Source organism: Carnobacterium sp. TMP28 (assembly GCF_047553015.1).
GTDB lineage: Bacteria > Bacillota > Bacilli > Lactobacillales > Carnobacteriaceae > Carnobacterium_A.
This window is the reverse complement of the sequence record NZ_CP180212.1, coordinates 917,539-936,152: the sequence shown is the minus strand read 5'-3', so window position 1 is coordinate 936,152 and position 18,614 is coordinate 917,539. Positions and strand designations below refer to the sequence as shown.

At 33.0% G+C, this 18,614-nt stretch carries 16 protein-coding genes, 1 pseudogene and 1 other annotated feature; of the genes and pseudogenes, 5 read left to right on the top strand and 12 right to left on the bottom strand.

What is annotated here, in order from left to right; all coding sequences use genetic code 11:
* Window positions 1–9 precede the first annotated feature (9 nt).
* Window positions 10–618 (bottom strand): superoxide dismutase, encoded by a 609-nt coding sequence (locus ACMHYH_RS04540; protein WP_414840148.1) that lies wholly within the window; start codon window positions 616–618, stop codon window positions 10–12.
* A 147-nt stretch (window positions 619–765) separates the two neighbouring features.
* Here ACMHYH_RS04540 and ACMHYH_RS04535 point away from each other — a divergent pair, with 147 nt between their 5' ends.
* Window positions 766–1,617, top strand: coding sequence for a DUF1189 domain-containing protein (locus ACMHYH_RS04535; RefSeq protein WP_414840147.1), 852 nt, complete (start codon window positions 766–768; stop codon window positions 1,615–1,617).
* Window positions 1,618–1,663: 46 nt separating this feature from the next.
* Here the strand turns inward: ACMHYH_RS04535 and ACMHYH_RS04530 are convergent, their stop codons facing one another.
* A complete protein-coding gene (locus ACMHYH_RS04530) occupies window positions 1,664–3,025 on the bottom strand; it encodes a DEAD/DEAH box helicase (RefSeq protein WP_414840146.1) in 1,362 nt (453 codons plus the stop codon).
* Window positions 3,026–3,334: 309 nt separating this feature from the next.
* On the opposite strand from ACMHYH_RS04530, the gene zwf reads away from it, so the two are divergent.
* The gene (gene zwf / locus ACMHYH_RS04525) at window positions 3,335–4,819 is read left to right on the top strand and encodes a glucose-6-phosphate dehydrogenase (RefSeq protein ID WP_414840145.1); all 1,485 of its coding nucleotides are present in this window, start codon (window positions 3,335–3,337) and stop codon (window positions 4,817–4,819) included.
* A 71-nt stretch (window positions 4,820–4,890) separates the two neighbouring features.
* Here the strand turns inward: zwf and ACMHYH_RS04520 are convergent, their stop codons facing one another.
* Genes ACMHYH_RS04520 through argR form a run of 3 tightly spaced genes read right to left on the bottom strand, consistent with a single transcriptional unit; the run spans window position 4,891 to window position 7,812 of the window.
* A complete protein-coding gene (locus tag ACMHYH_RS04520; RefSeq protein ID WP_414840144.1) occupies window positions 4,891–5,754 on the bottom strand; it encodes an aldo/keto reductase in 864 nt (287 codons plus the stop codon).
* Between the two features lie 55 nt (window positions 5,755–5,809).
* Window positions 5,810–7,342, bottom strand: coding sequence for a phosphomannomutase/phosphoglucomutase (locus tag ACMHYH_RS04515; protein WP_414840143.1), 1,533 nt, complete (start codon window positions 7,340–7,342; stop codon window positions 5,810–5,812).
* A gap of 14 nt (window positions 7,343–7,356) precedes the next feature.
* Window positions 7,357–7,812, bottom strand: coding sequence for an arginine repressor (gene argR / locus ACMHYH_RS04510; RefSeq protein ID WP_414840142.1), 456 nt, complete (start codon window positions 7,810–7,812; stop codon window positions 7,357–7,359).
* A gap of 167 nt (window positions 7,813–7,979) precedes the next feature.
* Window positions 7,980–8,196: a binding site (T-box leader), on the top strand.
* A 90-nt stretch (window positions 8,197–8,286) separates the two neighbouring features.
* On the opposite strand from argR, the gene argS reads away from it, so the two are divergent.
* Entirely contained in the window at window positions 8,287–9,981 is a 1,695-nt protein-coding gene (gene argS / locus ACMHYH_RS04505; protein WP_414840141.1) for an arginine--tRNA ligase, read from the top strand.
* Between the two features lie 84 nt (window positions 9,982–10,065).
* On the opposite strand, the gene ACMHYH_RS04500 is transcribed toward argS, so the two are convergent.
* Window positions 10,066–11,124: a BMP family lipoprotein gene (locus tag ACMHYH_RS04500; RefSeq protein ID WP_414840140.1), complete on the bottom strand. Its 1,059-nt coding sequence runs from the start codon at window positions 11,122–11,124 to the stop codon at window positions 10,066–10,068.
* A gap of 237 nt (window positions 11,125–11,361) precedes the next feature.
* Here ACMHYH_RS04500 and ACMHYH_RS04495 point away from each other — a divergent pair, with 237 nt between their 5' ends.
* Both ACMHYH_RS04495 and ACMHYH_RS04490 read left to right on the top strand, forming a co-directional pair.
* Window positions 11,362–11,664 carry a hypothetical protein gene (locus tag ACMHYH_RS04495; protein ID WP_414840139.1) on the top strand — a complete coding sequence of 101 codons (303 nt, stop codon included), beginning with the start codon at window positions 11,362–11,364 and terminating at the stop codon, window positions 11,662–11,664.
* Window positions 11,665–11,676: 12 nt separating this feature from the next.
* Window positions 11,677–12,081 (top strand): annotated as a pseudogene (locus tag ACMHYH_RS04490) (solute carrier family 23 protein); the annotation flags it as partial.
* 50 nt (window positions 12,082–12,131) lie between these two features.
* Here ACMHYH_RS04490 and ACMHYH_RS04485 read toward each other — a convergent pair.
* The 6 genes from ACMHYH_RS04485 to queG all read right to left on the bottom strand — a co-directional run bounded on the left by ACMHYH_RS04485 (window position 12,132) and on the right by queG (window position 18,389).
* The gene (locus tag ACMHYH_RS04485; RefSeq protein ID WP_414840138.1) at window positions 12,132–12,413 is read right to left on the bottom strand and encodes a metal-sensitive transcriptional regulator; all 282 of its coding nucleotides are present in this window, start codon (window positions 12,411–12,413) and stop codon (window positions 12,132–12,134) included.
* 26 nt (window positions 12,414–12,439) lie between these two features.
* Entirely contained in the window at window positions 12,440–12,691 is a 252-nt protein-coding gene (gene yidD, locus ACMHYH_RS04480) for a membrane protein insertion efficiency factor YidD (RefSeq protein ID WP_414840137.1), read from the bottom strand.
* Window positions 12,692–12,811: 120 nt separating this feature from the next.
* Window positions 12,812–14,572: an ABC transporter ATP-binding protein gene (locus ACMHYH_RS04475; protein WP_414840136.1), complete on the bottom strand. Its 1,761-nt coding sequence runs from the start codon at window positions 14,570–14,572 to the stop codon at window positions 12,812–12,814.
* Window positions 14,573–14,577: 5 nt separating this feature from the next.
* Complete coding sequence (locus tag ACMHYH_RS04470) at window positions 14,578–16,314, bottom strand: ABC transporter ATP-binding protein (protein ID WP_414840135.1); 1,737 nt, start codon at window positions 16,312–16,314, stop codon at window positions 14,578–14,580.
* A 375-nt stretch (window positions 16,315–16,689) separates the two neighbouring features.
* A complete protein-coding gene (gene trmL / locus ACMHYH_RS04465) occupies window positions 16,690–17,199 on the bottom strand; it encodes a tRNA (uridine(34)/cytosine(34)/5-carboxymethylaminomethyluridine(34)-2'-O)-methyltransferase TrmL (RefSeq protein WP_414840134.1) in 510 nt (169 codons plus the stop codon).
* A 20-nt stretch (window positions 17,200–17,219) separates the two neighbouring features.
* A complete protein-coding gene (queG, locus tag ACMHYH_RS04460) occupies window positions 17,220–18,389 on the bottom strand; it encodes a tRNA epoxyqueuosine(34) reductase QueG (protein WP_414840133.1) in 1,170 nt (389 codons plus the stop codon).
* Window positions 18,390–18,614: the final 225 nt, after the last annotated feature.

Genomic DNA, 18,614 nt, shown 5'->3' with positions numbered 1-18,614 from the left:
TTATTTTATTTATTTTGCTGATGCGTAATTTTTTGCTGCTTCGTCCCAGTTCACTACATTCCAAAAAGCTTTGATATAATCTGGACGAACGTTTTTATAATTTAGGTAGTAAGCATGTTCCCATACATCCAATCCTAAAATTGGTGTTTTTCCTTCTGTTAATGGTGAATCTTGATTAGGAGTAGACATAACAGCTAACTTATCCCCATCTAAGACTAACCATGCCCAACCAGAACCAAAACGTCCTGCGCCTGAAGCGGCAAATTCTTCTTTAAACTTATCTAAACTGCCAAAAGTTGTTTCAATTGCTTCTTTTAGATCACCAGTTGGCTCACTGCTGCCATTTGGAGTAAGGATAGTCCAGAAGAAACTATGGTTAACATGTCCACCACCATTGTTGCGAACAGCCGTACGAATAGTTTCAGGTACAGTATCTAAATTAGAAATTAATTCTTCAATTGTTTTTCCTGCTAATTCAGGATAATTCTCAATTGCTTTATTTAAGTTTGTTAAGTAAGCGTTGTGGTGCTTATCATGGTGCAAGTGCATTGTTTCCTCATCGATAGTTGGTACTAGTGCATCATAAGCATAAGGTAGTTCTGGTAATTCATAAGCCATAATTAAATTCCTCCACATGTTTTTATTATTTTTTGTAGCTCCTACCCTCTAAATGTAACACCTTTCATAATAAAACTCAAAATCTTTGCCTTTATTCAACATAAAAAGTTATTTTTTCCTTTCTATAACAGATAGTTAGACCAAGCATTGAGTTTTCTATTAGAAAAGCTTACAATAACAAAGAACGATTTTATCATAGTAATAGGAGTGATTGATATTCAACTTTTTAATCTAATGAAAGCCTCTTTTCTTAATCCGGAGAAGTTAAGTGCCGCACGTAGCTTGAATAAGAAAAAAATAATACTGTACCTGATAGTTCTTTCCTTCATAACAGCTGTTCCTACTTGGATTCAAGGAAATAAACTAATTGCTGATTTTAAAAGAGATGGTCAAAAAATTGCTGAACAATTGCCCTCTTTTAAAATAGAAGATGATCAATTGGTAACTGAGGAAGGTACTAAAAGTTTTATTTATCAAACAGATTCAATTATTTTTACTTTTGATCCTACAGGAGAACAAACACCTGAAGACGTCAAAAAAAATACGATTGGAACGACAATAGGACTAGCCTTACTTAAAGATGGCCTTTATCTTAGTGCACCAGGTTATCCTGGTGATATCTCTTACTCTAAAATGAATGGTTTAGATAACACTTTCTTTGCAGATTTATTCTTAGGAATGGAAAGAGTAAGTAGTGTAATTTTTATCTTATCCTTTATCTTAATTTGGCTTGTTAATTTATTAATTGTTGTTATTTATAATTTACTTTATACTGTTTTTGCTAATTTAGTTTCTACCTTCAGTCGTCGCTCTCTTCGTTTTTCTGATAATTGGAAAATCGTTTTATTTGCTTCAACTTTGCCTACTGTTTTCTTTGCTGTATTAAATAGTTTTCAACTAACTCCTTATCTCCAACTAGAAGCAACACTAGCTATCACGATTTATTTTTACTATTTAGCTATCAAGAAGATACCAAAAGAAAAAATAATTAAAAAATAGCTAAAAAGCAGGTCACATCATAAAAATGTGACCTGCTTTTTTAATTTTATTTGGTTTTATTGCTTGCCTTATTTGCTTTTTTTATAGTATTAGCTTGTGTACGACGTTCTGTACGACGTTTTTTCACATTACTTGCTTTAATAACTCGACCCATTTTTTTCTTATATCCAGGTTTAATCGTCTTCTTAGCTTTTTTCAACATTCCTCTTGTTTCACCATCAAGAGATTCTGTTTTTTTCTTTTCACGCTGAGCACGGCGCTTGCGATCGAAAGTATCTACGATTTCTCCATGCTTAATACTTTTAGGCTCAAATGTAATGCCCATTTTTTCAATGTCAATAACTAAATTCTCTTCACTTGGTGAATACAAAGTAATCGCTGTTCCTTTTAAATCTTTACGACCTGTCCGACCCACTCTATGAATAAAGAAATCTAAATCACGAGGGATTTCCGCGTTGATAACATGAGAAACACCTTCAATATCAATACCTCGAGCAGCTAAATCTGTTGCAACAACAAATTGATACTCTAAATTTTGGACTTGTTTCATCACACGTCTTCTTTCACGTGGTGGGATGTCTCCATGAATTTTAGCTACTTTAATTCCTCTTGATTTTAATCCATCCGCTATTTCATCTACTTTTACTTTCGTATTAGCAAATATCATAACTAAATACGGTTGTCCAATTGTTAGTAATTCATAAATAACATCAATTCTTTCGCGGCCTTTAGTAGATATAAGCCAGTTTTCAATATTTGTAGATATAATATCTTTCGGTTGGATTTGCTCATATAGAGGGTTTTCCATATACTTCTTCAAGAAAGGTTTTAGTTTATTTGGGATAGTTGCTGAGAAAATTAGCATCTGTAATTCTGTTGGTAATTTACTAGCAATTTTATCAATATCTTCCAGGAATCCCATATCTAATGTCATATCTGCCTCATCTATTACTAAGACCGGTGCGGTATAAATCAATAATGCTTTCTCATTCATCAAATCTAAAATTCTACCTGGTGTTCCAATAACAATATGTGGTTGTGTCCCTGCTAATTTAGCTATTTGACGCTTTTTATCTGTACCACCAACATATGTTTGAACAGTAATTTTTTCTGGTGCATTTTCTACTAATTGTAAAGCTGCTTTAGATATTTGCTCAGCTAATTCTCTACTTGGTGTAGTAATGACAACTTGAACTTCTTTTTTAGCAGGATCGATGCCGTCAATTAAAGGCAACAAAAAGGTATGTGTTTTACCCGAACCCGTTTGGGATTGTCCAATAACACTTTTCCCTTTTTTTATGGCTGGAATAAGTTTTTCTTGCACTTCTGTAGGTTGTGTAAAACCTATTTCGTTAATTGCTTCTATTAAAAATGGTTGAATATTAAATCTCTCAAATGTATGTTCCATCTATTCGTACGCCTCTTTTCTATCGATACTCTTTTGCATCTGTTACATTATAACATAATTCTACTTGCTCCGTTAATGAATTGTTGATTTTTTAATAAGTCCCTTTATTGAAAATAATTGCTGTATTCACTTTATTATTGTTTCACTCGTTTTCTAAATCTTTTTACTTTTCTTTTCGTATCTTCCTTTAAATAAATAAACAAGATAAATTGATTCCTCTATCATATACTTGTATAATACAGTAGATAATCCTTTTTAAGGAAAATATTAAAGACTAGTATCTATCGATTGAAGGAGTGGTCACAGCAAATGAATACAGAAAAGAAAGCTCTCTTCACCATATTTGGTGGAACAGGAGATTTAGCAAAAAGGAAATTATATCCTTCTCTTTATCGATTATATAAAAAAGGGTATCTTAAAGAACAATTTGCAGTTATTGGCACAGCTAGGAGAGAATGGACAGACGAGTTCTACCGTGAGGTTGTTATTGATTCTATTCAAGATATTACTGACTCACCTGAGCATGCACTAAAATTTGCAAGTCATTTTTACTATCAATCTCATAATGTGACTGATGTAGATCATTACGATACATTAAAGAAGCTTTCTAGTAAATTAGACGAAGACTATCAATTAGATGGCAATCGCTTGTTTTACTTGGCTATGTCTCCTAATTTTTTTGGCATTATCTCACAAAATCTAAAAGATCGAGAACTAATAACAACGAACGGCTTTAATCATCTAATTATTGAAAAACCATTTGGACATGATTTTAAAAGCGCACTAGAACTAAATAATAAAATTAGAGCGTCTTTTGAGGAAGATCAAATTTATCGGATTGATCATTATCTAGGAAAAGAAATGGTTCAAAATATTTCGGCTGTAAGATTTGGAAATTATATGATTGAATCTATGTGGAATAGTCGTTATATTGATAATATCCAAATTACATTAAGTGAATCTCTTGGTGTTGAAGAACGAGGTGGTTATTACGATACGAGTGGTGCCTTAAGAGATATGTTACAAAACCATATTTTGCAGATTATCTCTTTGTTAGCCATGGAGCCTCCTACTCGCTTAGAAGATAAAGAAATACGAACTGAAAAAATTAAAGCTTTAAGAGCTGTCCGGCTATTTGAACCAAATGAAGTAACAGAGTATATGGTTAGAGGCCAATATGGTCCTAGTCTTGATAGTAGTCATGAAAATTTAAATGGCTACCGTGAAGAAATAAATGTGGCACCTGATTCTCAAACAGAAACGTTTGTTGCTGGAAAAATTTTGATTGATAACTTTAGATGGGCTGGTGTTCCTTTTTATTTTAGAACTGGAAAACGTCTAGCTGAAAAAGGAACTCAAATTGATATTGAATTTAAAAATGTACCGCTAAATTTATTTGATAACAACGATAAGCCTTTACCTGCTAATATTCTTACTATTTACATTCAGCCAACAGAAGGTTTTTCTTTAGAATTGAATACTAAAAAAATAGGATTAGGATTAGAAACTGAGACCTTAAAATTAGAACACAAACATTCTGCTGAAACAACTGCGAATAGTCCTGAAGCTTATGAAAAACTTATTCTAGATTGTTTAAATGGTGATTCAACTAACTTCACTCATTGGGATGAAGTAGCAACATCTTGGAAATTCGTTGATGTTATTCGCGAACACTGGGACAATAAAACAATTGATTTCCCTAATTATGCCAGTGGTTCTATGGGACCAACTGATAGTGAAAAATTATTGATTAAAGATGGATTCAAATGGCATTGGTGTCCTAATAAAGATTAATAGGTTTAGTCTCTTTAAAAAAACAAAACAAAAACAAAAAAGATTTGGCATTTTTTATGCCAAATCTTTTTTTATTTCGTTGGTTTAATTGAAGTTGCTCTAAGGCGTTCTTGATTGTCTGGATCTCCACCATAACGAGTTTCTGTATTTAATAAAGCAATTTCATCCATGTCTTCTTGAGTCAAAGAAAAATCAAAGAGTTCACTATTTTCTTTAATTCGATTTCTATGAATCGATTTAGGGATAATCACCTCACCACGTTCTAGATGCCAACGTAAAACGACTTGTGCTGGTGTTTTAAAATATTTTCGCCCTATTTTAGCTAAAATAGAGTGATTCAATAAGTCAGATTTCCCTTGGCCTAATGGTCCCCAAGCTTCATGGATGATCCCATTTTCTTTCATGTAATCATGTAATTCCTTTTGTGGAAACTCCGGATGAGTTTCTATTTGATTAACCATTGGTTGCACTAATCCTGCATTTTTTAATTCTTCTAAATGATGAATTTGAAAATTTGAAACACCAATAACTTTAATTTTTCCAGCTTCATATAATTCAATCATTGCCCGCCATGTATCTATAAATTTTTCTGCAGGCCAATGAATTAGGTATAAGTCTAAATAATCTGTCTCTAATTTATCTAGCGATTCTTGAAAAGCTCTTTTTGTTTCTTCATATCCTTGATCATAATTCCAAACTTTTGATGTTAAAAAAACTTCTTCACGTGACAGACCTGATTCTTTTAATCCTCTAGCCACATACTCTTCGTTCTCATATATTTTAGCTGTATCAAAATGACGGTAACCAAATTCAACAGCTGACTTAATTGCGTCAATTAGCTCACTCTCATCCTTCATTAAAAAGACGCCCAATCCTAATTTGGGGATTTCAACTCCATTGTAGCATGTGTAACTATCTAGTAGTCCCTGATTCATTTTAACCAGCTCCTTTGATTGTGCTTACCCACTCGTCATGGCAGGATGAAATCTTTTATGACAAGTCAGATGAATCTAAACATTCTTGTGAAATAAAAAATCCTTTTAACTTTTGGCGCAACTGTTTGATTGTACCCATTTGATCGCTTTCAAAAGTTAGAACTAGTAAAGGCTCGTGTAAACTCATTCTCAACAACAGCCAGCCTGAACCGTAAATACCTTTTGTGTTTACTCTTACACCTTCTAAATTATTGGGTTCAATCACTAAATCAGGCACCTGTTCTATAAATTCTCTGAATTTCTCCATCGTATCTAACCCGTTTTCTCTAATCGGCTTAGTTAAAATCTTAAAACGAACTTCATCTGTTTCTATTGGTTGTTTTAATGTTTCTATTAAACTGCCAATTTTTTTATTTTCTTTACGCAACCGTGCATCGGCCATTAATATTTTAGCAACTAAGTAAGCACCATCATCTAAAAAATAATTTTCTTTAAGTGCTGCATGCCCACTTGTTTCTATAGCTAATGAGGTATGAATTCCTTCTTTGTTTAATTTCAATGCTTGGTTAATGACATTACGGTATCCAGTTAAATAACGATTTTGTTGACCACCTTGTTCTTCTATAAATGTTTTTAAGTGCTCTGATGTTGCGGAATTTGTTACAATCGTTGTACCAGGATTTTCAGCTATCACGATAGCAGAAATAACCGCAATCAAGTTATTCCGATTCAACGTTACACCTTTATGATCAACTAATGCTGATCTGTCTACGTCTGTATCAAAAATAATACCTAAATCAGCTTTATTTTCTAAAACTGCTTTTTGGATGCTAGCCATCGCTTCTTTATTATCTGGATTTGGAATGTGGTTTGGAAACGTTCCGTCTGGATCCAGAAACTGACTGCCTGTAATGTTGGCACCTAATTTTTCTAAGACTTCTTTCGCAAAAAATCCTCCAGCACCATTTCCAGCATCTACAATAATGTGTCTACCGGCTAAAGGTTTCTCATGATTTTCTACATCATCAATTTCTTTTTTTATTTTACTCCTTAAATCAGCTGCATAAACCTTTAATAAATCAGCCTTTTTCACTTCTCCCTTATCTTTGGGATAAGGTTGTTTTTTCACATCTGTATTGGCTAAAATAAATTCAATGTCCTCATGCTCTGCCCCACCGTCTTTTGTGAAAAACTTCAAGCCGTTGTATTGATAAGGTAAGTGACTTGCTGTAATCATAATCGCAGCATCACAGTCAAATTCTTGGTATTGGGTCGACATAAACATGGCAGGTGTTGTAGCTAAACCAACGTCAATAATATCGACACCCAGATTTATTAGCGTTTTTATAATGACTTCTTGAATTCTTTTAGCAGATAATCGACTATCGTATCCAATGGCAACTTTAATAGTTGTTAGTGAGTTAGTCAGTTTTTTGTATTCTTTTAACCACGCCATTAAGCCATAACTAATTTTTTCAATTCTGTCATTTGTTAAAGTTAATTCGTTATTTTTTGTTTGAATAGCAATTCCTCTAATATCAGATCCATTTTGTAAATCTGCTAAATGAAACTCAGGTAGTTTTGTCATAAAGAACCTCCATTTTATGCATTTATCCATTTGTGTAAATAATCATACATTTTAACTGCATCTTCTTCATTTTTAGAAATAATAATGCACGTATCATTCCCAGCAATGGTTCCTACTTTTTCAGGAAAATCAATTGCGTCCATTAATGCTCCAATAACATGAGCGTTACCTGGAATAGTCATTAAGATTGTTAGAAATTGAACACGAGTTAATTTTATAGTAACTTCACCTAGTGTGGACTGCAATTTTTCTTCCGTTGACATTTTATTGTTTTGGAATAGAGCGTACTTTACATTCCCGCTTGAAGTCGTTGTTTTCACTAGATGCATCTCTTTAATATCACGTGAAATCGTTGCTTGTGTTGCTTCTACTCCTTCTTCCTTTAAGTAGTGCAATAGCTCTTCTTGTGTTCCAACATCGTAGTTATTAATAATTTGTTTTATGGCTAGTTGTCTATTAGATTTTTTCATACTACAAGACCTCCTCATAATTACACTATCTACTGGTATTATACCAAACAAAGTATGAAGACGCTTAGATTTATCAAACTATCTACAAAATAATGAATAAAAATTCTTTTTTAAAATGAATGGAATTTATCTAAATACTTTGCTATACTTGATAAATAGAAAAAAATAACGATTCAATGATGAAGAGAGTACTGATTTAGTTTGTTTAAAGCGAATTGGGATGGTGTAAGCCAATAACAAAAAAATCAGGAACCGCACTTTTGAGAAAATAATTTGAAACTAGTAAAATTATTCGGTTTTGTTTGCCGTTATCTAAAAACAAGTGGTTTTGTTCCTTAGACAAAACAACAAGAGTGGTACCGCGGGCTCAACCTCGTCTCTTTTTTGATTTATTTGTAAATCAAATTAGGGCTTTTTTTGTATTCTAAAGTTTGAAATAAGTAAAAAATAGAGATTTAAATAGGAGGAAAAAACATGAACTATAAACTACTCGTTGCTGAAGCCTTACATGAACAAATTGGTGAAACACTAACTGTTGAGAAAATTTTTGATTTACTTGAAAAACCAAAGACAGCTGAACACGGTGACGTTGCTTTCCCAACATTTATTTTAGCAAAAGAATTTAAACAAGCACCTCAGAACATTGCAGCAGATTTAGGTGGCAAAATTTCTTCTACTATTATTGAAAAAACTGAAGTTGTTGGGCCATATTTAAATTTTTTCTTAGATAAAAAAGCTGTTAGTGCTGCTGTATTAGCAGATGTTTTGAAAAAAGGTGACCATTATGGAGATTTAGCTATTGGCGAAAATCGAAATGTACCAATTGATATGTCTTCTCCTAATATTGCAAAACCTATTTCAATGGGTCATCTACGTTCAACTGTTATCGGGAATGCGCTTGCTAATATCTACCGTAAGGTTGGGTATCAACCGATTAAAATTAACCACCTTGGAGACTGGGGAACTCAGTTTGGAAAACTAATTGTTGCTTATAAATTATGGGGAAATTCAGAAGCTATTGATGCTGAACCTATTACCGAATTATTGCGTCTGTACGTTAAATTCCATGCCGTAGCTGAAGATGAACCTGAACTAAATGAAGATGCACGTGTTTGGTTCAAAAAATTAGAAGATGGCAATGAAGAAGCAGTCTCTCTTTGGGAATGGTTCCGTGAAGAGTCATTGAAAGAATTCAATCATATTTATGATATGTTAGATATTGAATTTGATGCAATCAGTGGAGAAGCATTCTATAATGACAAAATGGATGAAGTTATTGAATTACTTGAGGAAAAGAATTTATTAAAAATTAACCAAAAAGCTAGTATTGTTGATTTAGATAAATACAATCTAAATCCTGCACTAATCAAAAAATCTGACGGAGCTACTCTCTATATCACACGTGACCTAGCTGCTGCTTTTTACCGTAAACGCAATTATGACTTTGCACAAAGTTTATATGTTGTTGGAAATGAACAAAGCAATCACTTCAATCAATTGAATGCGGTGTTGAAAGAAATGGGTCTTTCTTGGGCAGATGATATGCAGCATATTGCTTTTGGTTTAATTACCCAAGGTGGAAAAAAACTGTCTACACGTCAAGGTAAAATTGTCCTGCTTGAAGAAGTTTTAAATGAGGCTGTTAACTTAGCTGGCAAACAAATTTCAGAAAAAAATCCTGATTTACCAAACAAAGACGAAGTAGCTAAACAAGTTGGAATCGGAGCTGTTATTTTCCATGATCTCAAAAATGATCGCTTAAACAACTTTGACTTTGTTTTAGAAGAAGTTGTACGTTTTGAAGGTGAAACAGGTCCTTATGTTCAATATACAAGGGCTCGCGCAATGAGTATCTTGCGAAAAGCTGGAAATCCACTAACTAATAGTGAAGATACGTATGAGTTGAACGATGCTTATAGTTGGGAAATTATTAAATTATTACAAGAGTATCCATCCATTGTTCAAAGATCTTACGAAAAACGTGAACCTTCTATTATTGCAAAACATTCTTTACAATTAGCTCAAGCTTTTAATAGATATTATGCAAATAGTAAAGTTTTAATAGAAGATGCAGAAAAACCTGCTCGTTTAGCTTTGGTTCAATCTGTTGCTGCTATTCTAAAAGAAGATTTAAGATTATTAGGAGTAAAATCTCCTGATCAAATGTAACTATGCTAATTAATTTTTAAACATTTCAAACTAAAAACAGCTAGTAGATGAATGTTATCATTCATTTACTAGCTGTTTTTTGTATTAGTTTTTATTTTCTGGTTTTTCTGCTACAACTAATTCGCCAGTACTAATTTGTTTTTTAAATAAATCAACTTTTTGGATTGTTTCTTTTGTTAGCTGTCCATCAGTTAAGCCAACTCCATCTTCTACTAATCCATAATTTAAAATTTCTCCTCCAGGAAAATCTCCTTTTGAAGCTCTATCAGCAATGTCTTGAATGGCACTCCCAGTTTGTTTTAAAGTCGAAGTGAGTGTTACATTTCCACTACTATAAGCCCCTTCAGCTGTTTGATCGCGGTCCGCACCAATAACCCATTTCTTATCATCAGAGTTTGAATTCATCACGTCTTTTGCTTCAGAAAATACGCCATTACCAGAATCTCCTGCAGCTTGGAAAATAATATCTATTCCACTTGCATACATCGCCGCTGCTATAGCTTTCCCCTTAGCAGAATCAGCAAATGAACCCACATATTCTACCCTCACTTCTACTTCAGGTTTAACTGTTTTAACTCCTTGAACAAATCCTGCTTCAAATTTATCAATAATATCTGATTCTTGACCACCAATAAATCCTACTTTATTAGATAATGTTGACTCAGCTGCTGCGACTCCTGCTAAAAAAGCTGATTCATTATCTTTAAAAACTAGCGAAGCAACATTGTCCATTTTTGGCATAGCAACATCAACAATCGCAAAGTTTGTTGCGGGGTATTGAGGTGCAACTTCAATCAAAGCTTCAGTTAATTTAAAGCCCATTGCTACAACTGTATCAAATTTATTGTTTGCCAATGTTTGTAAGTTCATCACGTAATCAGAGGCTGATTCAGCTTGGATGTAATCATATCCCTGGAGACCTTTTGATAAATGATTCTTTTGACCCCATGCTTCTAAACCTTCCCAAGCTGATTGATTAAATGATTTATCATCAATTCCACTAAAATCAGCCGCTAGTCCAACTGTTCCATTCTTTTTTTCGTCAATTGATGCTTTTGCAGGATTTTCGGCTCCGCATGCTCCTAATAAGATACTAATAGTTACCCCAGCTGCAATAAAACTTAAAGAATGGTTTATTTTCAATTTTATAAATCCCCCGTTTTTTTATTTGTTTTCTTTGTATGTTCATCCTATCATCTGTCGATAGTTTTGTAAACATAAATACGATAATTAAAAATAATTAATATATAATCGTTCGTGTTTATCCGTTATAAAAAAGCAATATCACTAATTATATTAAAAATAAAAGGTTTTAACTCAAATAAAAAACATCTAACTATTTTTTATTGTAATCAGTTTTCAAAATATTTATGATGATAAATGGTATCATTTCGTATTTTCTTTAAGAGGAAATCATTTGAAATTTTTTTTCAGAATAGAATTATCACCTTACCTGATTTTGGATTTGATTTAATGATTACAAACTCAATAACTCCATTTATAGACAGTTTCTCGAACGGTCTTTATGGTACTGTCATTTCATTTTTATTAATTGTTATATTTGATACTACTGGAACATTACTTGCTGTAACAAAACGTGCAGGCTTAATGAAGGACGGCAAGTTGAAAAATACTAGACAAGCTTTGCTATCTGATGCAATCAGTACAACAGTTGGTGCATGATTTGGAACTAGCCCAACAACTGCATTTGCCGAGTCTGGAACAGGCGTTGCTACCGGTGGGCGGACTGGTTTGACAGCCCTAACAATTGCTATATTATTTGCATTATCCAGTTTCTATTATCCTCTGTTTAATATTATTTCCAGCGTATCAACTATCACTTCTCCTGCTTTAGTTATCGTTGGCACAATTATGATGGCAAGTACCGCTGAAATAAATTGGTTCAATTTATCAGAAGCATTTCCTGCATTCATCATCATTCTTACTATACCTTTAACAGGTAGTATTGCGACTGGTTTGGCTTTAGGTTTTATCGGTTACCCTATTACGAAATTTTTTAGCGGGCAAACAAAAGATAGCCATCCTTTTGTTTATATTTTTACTTTTTTATTTATTATTCAGCTATTTTTATTGAGTTAAAAAAAATCCTTAACACTCTCTCATACGAGAAAGTGTTAAGGATTTTTAATTTATCTACTTTTGACTAATAAATCAATGGCTTCTTTGATACTTTCTTCATGACTAGAACCATCATGCGCACTTTCTGCAACACACCCTGCTAAGTTTTCTGCAACTATAATACCCATAGCGCGGTCAATACTCGTTCGAATAGCAGATAGTTGAGTGACGACGTCTTTGCAACCTTGCCCTTCTTCCATCATCTTTATTACGCCTCGCATTTGGCCTTCTGATCTTTTTATTCGATTGATTACTTTAATATTTGGTTTATATTCATTCATTTTATTTTCCATTTAAACTACCTCCCTATTACATTTTGCTAATTCTTCTTTTTATCTTGGTTTCTTTTTAACGTAAATTTAGCAGGAACAGGGTCATATCCACCACGAACAAATGGATGGCACCTCAAAATTCTAGCCGTACCCATCACTGTCCCTTTTAATGAGCCATGTTTTTCGATTGCTTCAATAGCATAAGTTGAACAAGTAGGATAATAACGACAAGATGGCGGAAATAAAGGAGATATCCCTTTTTGATAACCCTTGATCCCTTTGATTATAAGTTTTTCCATAGTTTTCTCCTCACCTTTTCTTATCCTATTATACCCATCCCCGTATTTTTTGTAAAGCTTAACAATCGGTTCCTTTAGTAAAACAAAGATACCTTCATATCAGAGTTATCCTACTCTCATTTAACTAGTAGAACCTTTAGTTCGTTTATCTTCGGATTGTGTGCGGTACATGCTAGCATACTTACCATTTAAATTCAGTAGCGTCTCGTGATTTCCTCTTTCAATTATCTCGCCTTTATCCAATACTAGTATTTGATCTGCATATTGAATAGTTGACAATCTGTGAGCAATAATAAAAGTCGTTCTTCCTTTTTTTACAACACTCATCGCTTTTTGAATCAGATCCTCTGTTTCTGTATCAATATTAGAAGTCGCTTCATCTAAAATTAAAATATCTGGATTAAACGCTAAAGCACGAGCAAAAGAAATGAGTTGTTTTTGCCCAGATGATAAAGTACTGCCTTTATCCGTTACAGGCTGATCAATCCCTAGGGGCATATCTTTCAATAATACATCTCCTCCAACAGCATGAATAGCTTCTTTGATCTGTTCACGGGAAATAGTCGGATCATTTAATGAAATATTTGAAGCAATCGTTCCTTTAAATAGATAAGGATCTTGTAAAACAATACCCATTTGCTTTCTCAAACTCTTTCTTGAAAGAGACGTTGTCGGATGATCATCTAGATAAACACTCCCTTTATCAGGATCATAAAAACGAAACAATAAGTTTATAATTGAACTTTTACCTGAACCAGTATGCCCAATCAAAGCAGTTGTTTCCCCTTTCTTTGTTTTAAAGTTTATATCTTTTAAAACATACTCATCTTTTTTATAAGCAAAGTAAACATGCTCAAAAATGATCTCCTTTTTCAAAGTATCAAAGTCTTCTTTGCTTTCAACCTCAATCGGTAAGTCAACGATATCAAAAACACGCTCAGCCGATGCCAATGCCGTTTGCAGATAAGACCATTGAGAAACAATGCCTTGAATAGGTTGAAATAACCGAGTAGTATAATCAATAAAAACATATAAAACACCGACTGTTACTAAAAGTGAACCATTTAAATAGCCTTTTGAAAAGTATAGGATTAACATTAGCAGTGAAAAATTTTTTATGACTTCTACAAAACTATAAGAAGCAATTGAGTCTAGTAAAACAAATTTCTGGCTATAATCAAACCATTTGTCATTTGTTTCTTCAAATTCTTTCTCGATTTTCTCTTCTTGCTGGAAAACTTGTATGATAGTCATCCCTTGTATTGTTTCGTTTAATTTCCCATTTATTTCTCCCACTAATTGGCGTATTTTTTTATTGAACGGCGCTGCATATTTTTGATAAATCATTGCCCAAAATAAAAATATAGGAATTAATAAAAATGACACTAACGCATAAAAACTATTTAATCGAAATAACGCAATATAAATACCAACTAGATAGCTAAAATTTGTTAACATTTGACCAACTGATATAACATAAAAAATACGAAGCTGTTCTGTGTCATTTGTTATACGAGAAACAATTGTTCCAGCAGCAACGGTATCAAAATAGCGGATAGGTAATTTTTGTACATGAGCATATAACTCATTTCTCATTACTTTTACAACGGTATTGGCTCCAATAGTCAATAGTAAGAAACTAAGATAGCGAAAAAATGCTGTTAAGAGTGCTAAGACTAGAAAAATACCTAAGAATAGTAGCAATCTATCTACTTTGAGCACTGATTCATTAGAAGGTGCTATAATGGCGTCAATAATATAACGAATAACTAAAGGGCCACTCAAATCTGTTATTACAGCTAAAATTAATAGAATGAGGCCTGTCAAAAAATACCTTTTTTTCTTCATCGAATAAGACCAAAGTATTTTTATCGTTTTCATACGATTTATCCCTCCTCTTTCAATTGCTGACGAATAAATTGTTTCTCATACCAGCCTTTTTTTTCCATTAATTCAGTATGTGTTCCTCTTTCAATAATCGCACCATTATCCATTACAATAATTTGTTTTGCATGGTAGACCGAAGATAAGCGATGAGTAATAATAAGGGTTGTTTTATTCTTCCGATATTGTTTTAAATTGGTTAGGATAATCTTTTCTGTTTCTGCATCAACTGCAGACAGAGAATCATCCAAGATTAGGATATCTGAATTTTTAATTAAAGCTCTAGCGATAGCTATTCGCTGCTTTTGCCCACCTGAAAGAGAAATTCCTTTTTCACCAATTTGAGTATCTAAGCCATTAGGCATTTTAATTATATCTCTATCAAAATTAGCTAAGTGTAGAGCTTCATTGATTTCTTTTTCAGATGCATTCTTTCTTCCAAAAGAAATATTTTCGCGAATCGTACCAGAAAATAAAATGTGCTCTTGAGGAACATACCCAAATTTTGAACTTAATTGGTTTAATTCAACCGTATCAATTGGGACTCCTCCTATACTAATGAAGCCTTCACCACTTGGATATTCTTTTAATAACTGACGAATGAGAGTTGTTTTTCCACTTCCTGTTCTACCAACAATACCTAACGTTGTATTTTTCGGTATTTCTAAATGAATATTTTTCAAACTTAGTTGCTTTGAATCTGGATAACTGAAAGTAACCTCTTTAAATAGTATTGTTCCGTTTTCCAAGGTATCTTTTTCTCCAGTATGTTCCATTTGATCATCTGCACTTAACACTGCCATCACACGATCCATCGAAGCGTTCCCTTGTTGAAGTAAATTTATTAATTCACCAATAGATTGAATAGGCCATACCAACATACTTAAATAAACTTGAAAAGCAACTAATTGGCCAATCGTTAGTTCATTTTTAGAAACCATTATAGCTCCCAATCCAAAGGCAAGCACATAACTTATCCCTAATGCAATTTTTATTAATGGTTGAAAAGCAGAGTTTATTTTCGCAACAGAAATATTTTTTTGTAAAACATTAGTTGTTTTCTCATTAAATTGAGCAGACATTTCTTCTTGTCTACCGTAAGCTCTTATGACACGAATACCTTCTACTGATTCAAGTACTTCATCATTAATCTCCGCAAAAGCATCTTGAGATTCTTTGTAACGAATATGCACTTTATCTCCCAAAACTTTTAGTAAATACCCTAAAATAGGTAAAGGTAAAATACAGGCTAAGGTTAACTGCCAAGATACTGTCAAAAGCATCGTTAAAAGAATTACACCAAAAAATGCTGTGGAATCCATCGCAATCATAATTCCATAACCAGCCATTTCAGAAATCGCATCTAAATCATTAGTAGCACGTGCCATTAAATCACCTGTTCTAAATTTTTGGTAAAATATAGAGCGCATTTTCAAAAAATGATTCATCAACTGTTTACGTAGCTGCCTTGTTAAAACATTTTTTCCACCAAATAATTGGTAGCCCCAAAATATTTCAATTCCATAAGAAACAACAATTGAAAAAACAAATAATAATACTAGTTTCAACAGTAAGCTATCTGTTAGTGTATCTAGATAAATTCCGTCAATAACCTGTCCAACAATAAAAGGAGGAATCAAAACTAGCCCGTTCCCTATTAGCATAGCGAAAATTGCCCATCCGTATCTTTTTTTATGCTCTAAAAAGAAAGGTGTTAGTTTTTTAAATAATAGGAACATCACAAAACCTCATTTCATTTAATTCTTCCTAGTGTAGCGGTTACAATAGTTAGTAGCAAGTCTACTTCGCTTTTTTATTTCTACTATATCATCTAAATTAAGTGGTTCGTTAGATAAGTAACTTTAGTGTAGCCAATAGTTATCCTTAATAAAAAATCTTTTGAATCATTGTTAAAAAAAGTCCTCATGCGGAATACACTATGCATGGGGACTACTGAAACCCTAATTTTATTTATTTAATCTTCTAAAAAGCCAGCAAAGAAATTTGAAAGTAATCTAAAAAGTAAAAGAGTAGAAAAATGGACTAAAATAAATCTAGTGTCATTAAACTTATAGTCAATTCTACTAGATAGATTCGAAACATACATAAAAAAATTAGTCTAACTTATCGTTTTCATAATGATGAGTTAATTCCATATTTAGAAATTTTTGTTGACGTAGAGCTTCATATACTAAAATCGCTGCTGTATTTGATAAGTTGAGTGAACGAACATGTGTATCATCCATAGGAATTCTCAAACATTTTTCTTCATTTTCTCTCATAAAAATTTCTGGTAATCCCGTTGTTTCTTTACCAAACATAAAATAATAGTTTTCTTCTGTAATAGAGTAATCTGGCTCACTGTACGTACGGTTACCAAATTTAGTAATTAAGTATAAATGATCGTTGCCTACTGTATCTAAAAATGCTGATAAGTCGGCATGATACGTAATATTCACATCATTCCAATAATCTAATCCAGCTCTTTTGAGGTGTTTATCGTCTGTTGAAAAGCCAAGAGGTTCAATTAAGTGTAAGTGTGTGTTCGTGCCAGCACAAGTTCTAGCTATATTTCCTGTATTAGCTGGTATTTGTGGTTCAAATAAAACAATATGATTTGGCATAATACGTTTCCTCCTGAATCTTACTTTTTCTTTTCTTTCTTCATATGAATAGAAGCAATTGCTTTATTCATTTCATCTTGTGCCTCTTTATCTGTTTCTTTTTCTAAGACTTCTTTTAAAAATTCCATAATCATTTCATCTTTATAAGAAACAATCTTAGCTATTGACCAAGCTGCTGTCCCACGAATAACCGGCCGCGGATCTTTTTCAAGACAATGCAGCAAATCAGGTAAGGCAGATTTATCACGATAATTTCCTAGAGCAATAATAGCATTTCTTTGAATCGGTTTTTTTCCACGCCAAGAACCAGACATATAGCCAAAACGTTCTTTAAACTCTCTATTGCTTATAGTCAATAATGGTTTTAATTTAGGCATAACACTTTCTGGGTCAGGCTCCATTGCGGGATGAAAACCTGCATTTTTCCCTTTATTATACGGACAGACAACTTGACAAATATCACAACCATAAATAACATGACCCATTCTTCTACGAAACTCTTCAGGCATCATACCTTTAGTCTGTGTTTGATAAGAAAGACATTGTTTAGCATTCATCCGTCCATCACCTAACAAAGCTCCAGTGGGACAAGCATCAACGCATCTTGTGCAGTCTCCACATCCGAAAGGAATTTCTTTATCAATTGGAAAATCTAAGTTCGTTATAATTTCACCTAAGTAAACATACGAACCGAATTCTTCAGTAATTAATAAACCATTTCGACCAATAAAACCTAGTCCAGCTCTTTTTGCTACAGCAACATCTATTAATTCTCCCGTATCAACCATGGGTTTATACGTAACCGAATCACCGGCTTCTTTTCGAATATACTCAATTAATTGATCCATTTTTTCTCTCAAGATTATATGATAATCTATTCCCCAAGACGCACGAGCAAATTCCCCACGTCTTTCTCCTTTTACTCGCTCTGGAGGATGTTCTATTTTAGTTGGATAAGCTAAGGCAATTGATATGATAGAGCGTGGACTCTCAAAAATCAATTCTGGGTAAATTCGTTCTTGGATATTCTTATGTTCAAATCCCGAATGGTATCCTTTTTCTTGTTGAGCAATCAATTTTTTTTCCAGGTCTAAAAAAGGCTCAGCAGTTGTAAAGCCAATTTTATTAATCCCTAATCGTTGACTTTCTTCAATAATTTTCTCTTTCAACTCCGCTTGTAAAACAACCAATATAAGACACCTCCCTAGCCAAAACACTCTTTTATTTTAGCTTAATTATCTAGTTAAAAAACATACTTATTTAATACATTCATTTTTACGTAAATTTAAAACTTAATTTAGCAAACTTAAAAATAAAAAAAACGTATCATTTCGGTGTCCAGCACTGCGAAATGATACGTTAATGATGCATTATTAAGTTTCACTAACTTTTATCAAAATCTGATGGATTCCTGA

Bases quoted from the DNA above. Each gene is read 5' to 3' on its own strand.
- yidD (WP_414840137.1), bottom strand. From the start codon at position 12,691: ATGGAAAAACTTATAATCAAAGGGATCAAGGGTTATCAAAAAGGGATA.
- ACMHYH_RS04485 (WP_414840138.1), bottom strand. From the start codon at position 12,413: ATGGAAAATAAAATGAATGAATATAAACCAAATATTAAAGTAATCAAT.
- ACMHYH_RS04470 (WP_414840135.1), bottom strand. From the start codon at position 16,314: ATGTTCCTATTATTTAAAAAACTAACACCTTTCTTTTTAGAGCATAAA.
- zwf (WP_414840145.1), top strand. From the start codon at position 3,335: ATGAATACAGAAAAGAAAGCTCTCTTCACCATATTTGGTGGAACAGGA.
- ACMHYH_RS04495 (WP_414840139.1), top strand. From the start codon at position 11,362: ATGGTATCATTTCGTATTTTCTTTAAGAGGAAATCATTTGAAATTTTT.
- ACMHYH_RS04540 (WP_414840148.1), bottom strand. From the start codon at position 618: ATGGCTTATGAATTACCAGAACTACCTTATGCTTATGATGCACTAGTA.
- ACMHYH_RS04530 (WP_414840146.1), bottom strand. From the start codon at position 3,025: ATGGAACATACATTTGAGAGATTTAATATTCAACCATTTTTAATAGAA.
- ACMHYH_RS04520 (WP_414840144.1), bottom strand. From the start codon at position 5,754: ATGAATCAGGGACTACTAGATAGTTACACATGCTACAATGGAGTTGAA.
- ACMHYH_RS04475 (WP_414840136.1), bottom strand. From the start codon at position 14,572: ATGAAAACGATAAAAATACTTTGGTCTTATTCGATGAAGAAAAAAAGG.
- argS (WP_414840141.1), top strand. From the start codon at position 8,287: ATGAACTATAAACTACTCGTTGCTGAAGCCTTACATGAACAAATTGGT.
- argR (WP_414840142.1), bottom strand. From the start codon at position 7,812: ATGAAAAAATCTAATAGACAACTAGCCATAAAACAAATTATTAATAAC.
- trmL (WP_414840134.1), bottom strand. From the start codon at position 17,199: ATGCCAAATCATATTGTTTTATTTGAACCACAAATACCAGCTAATACA.
- ACMHYH_RS04515 (WP_414840143.1), bottom strand. From the start codon at position 7,342: ATGACAAAACTACCTGAGTTTCATTTAGCAGATTTACAAAATGGATCT.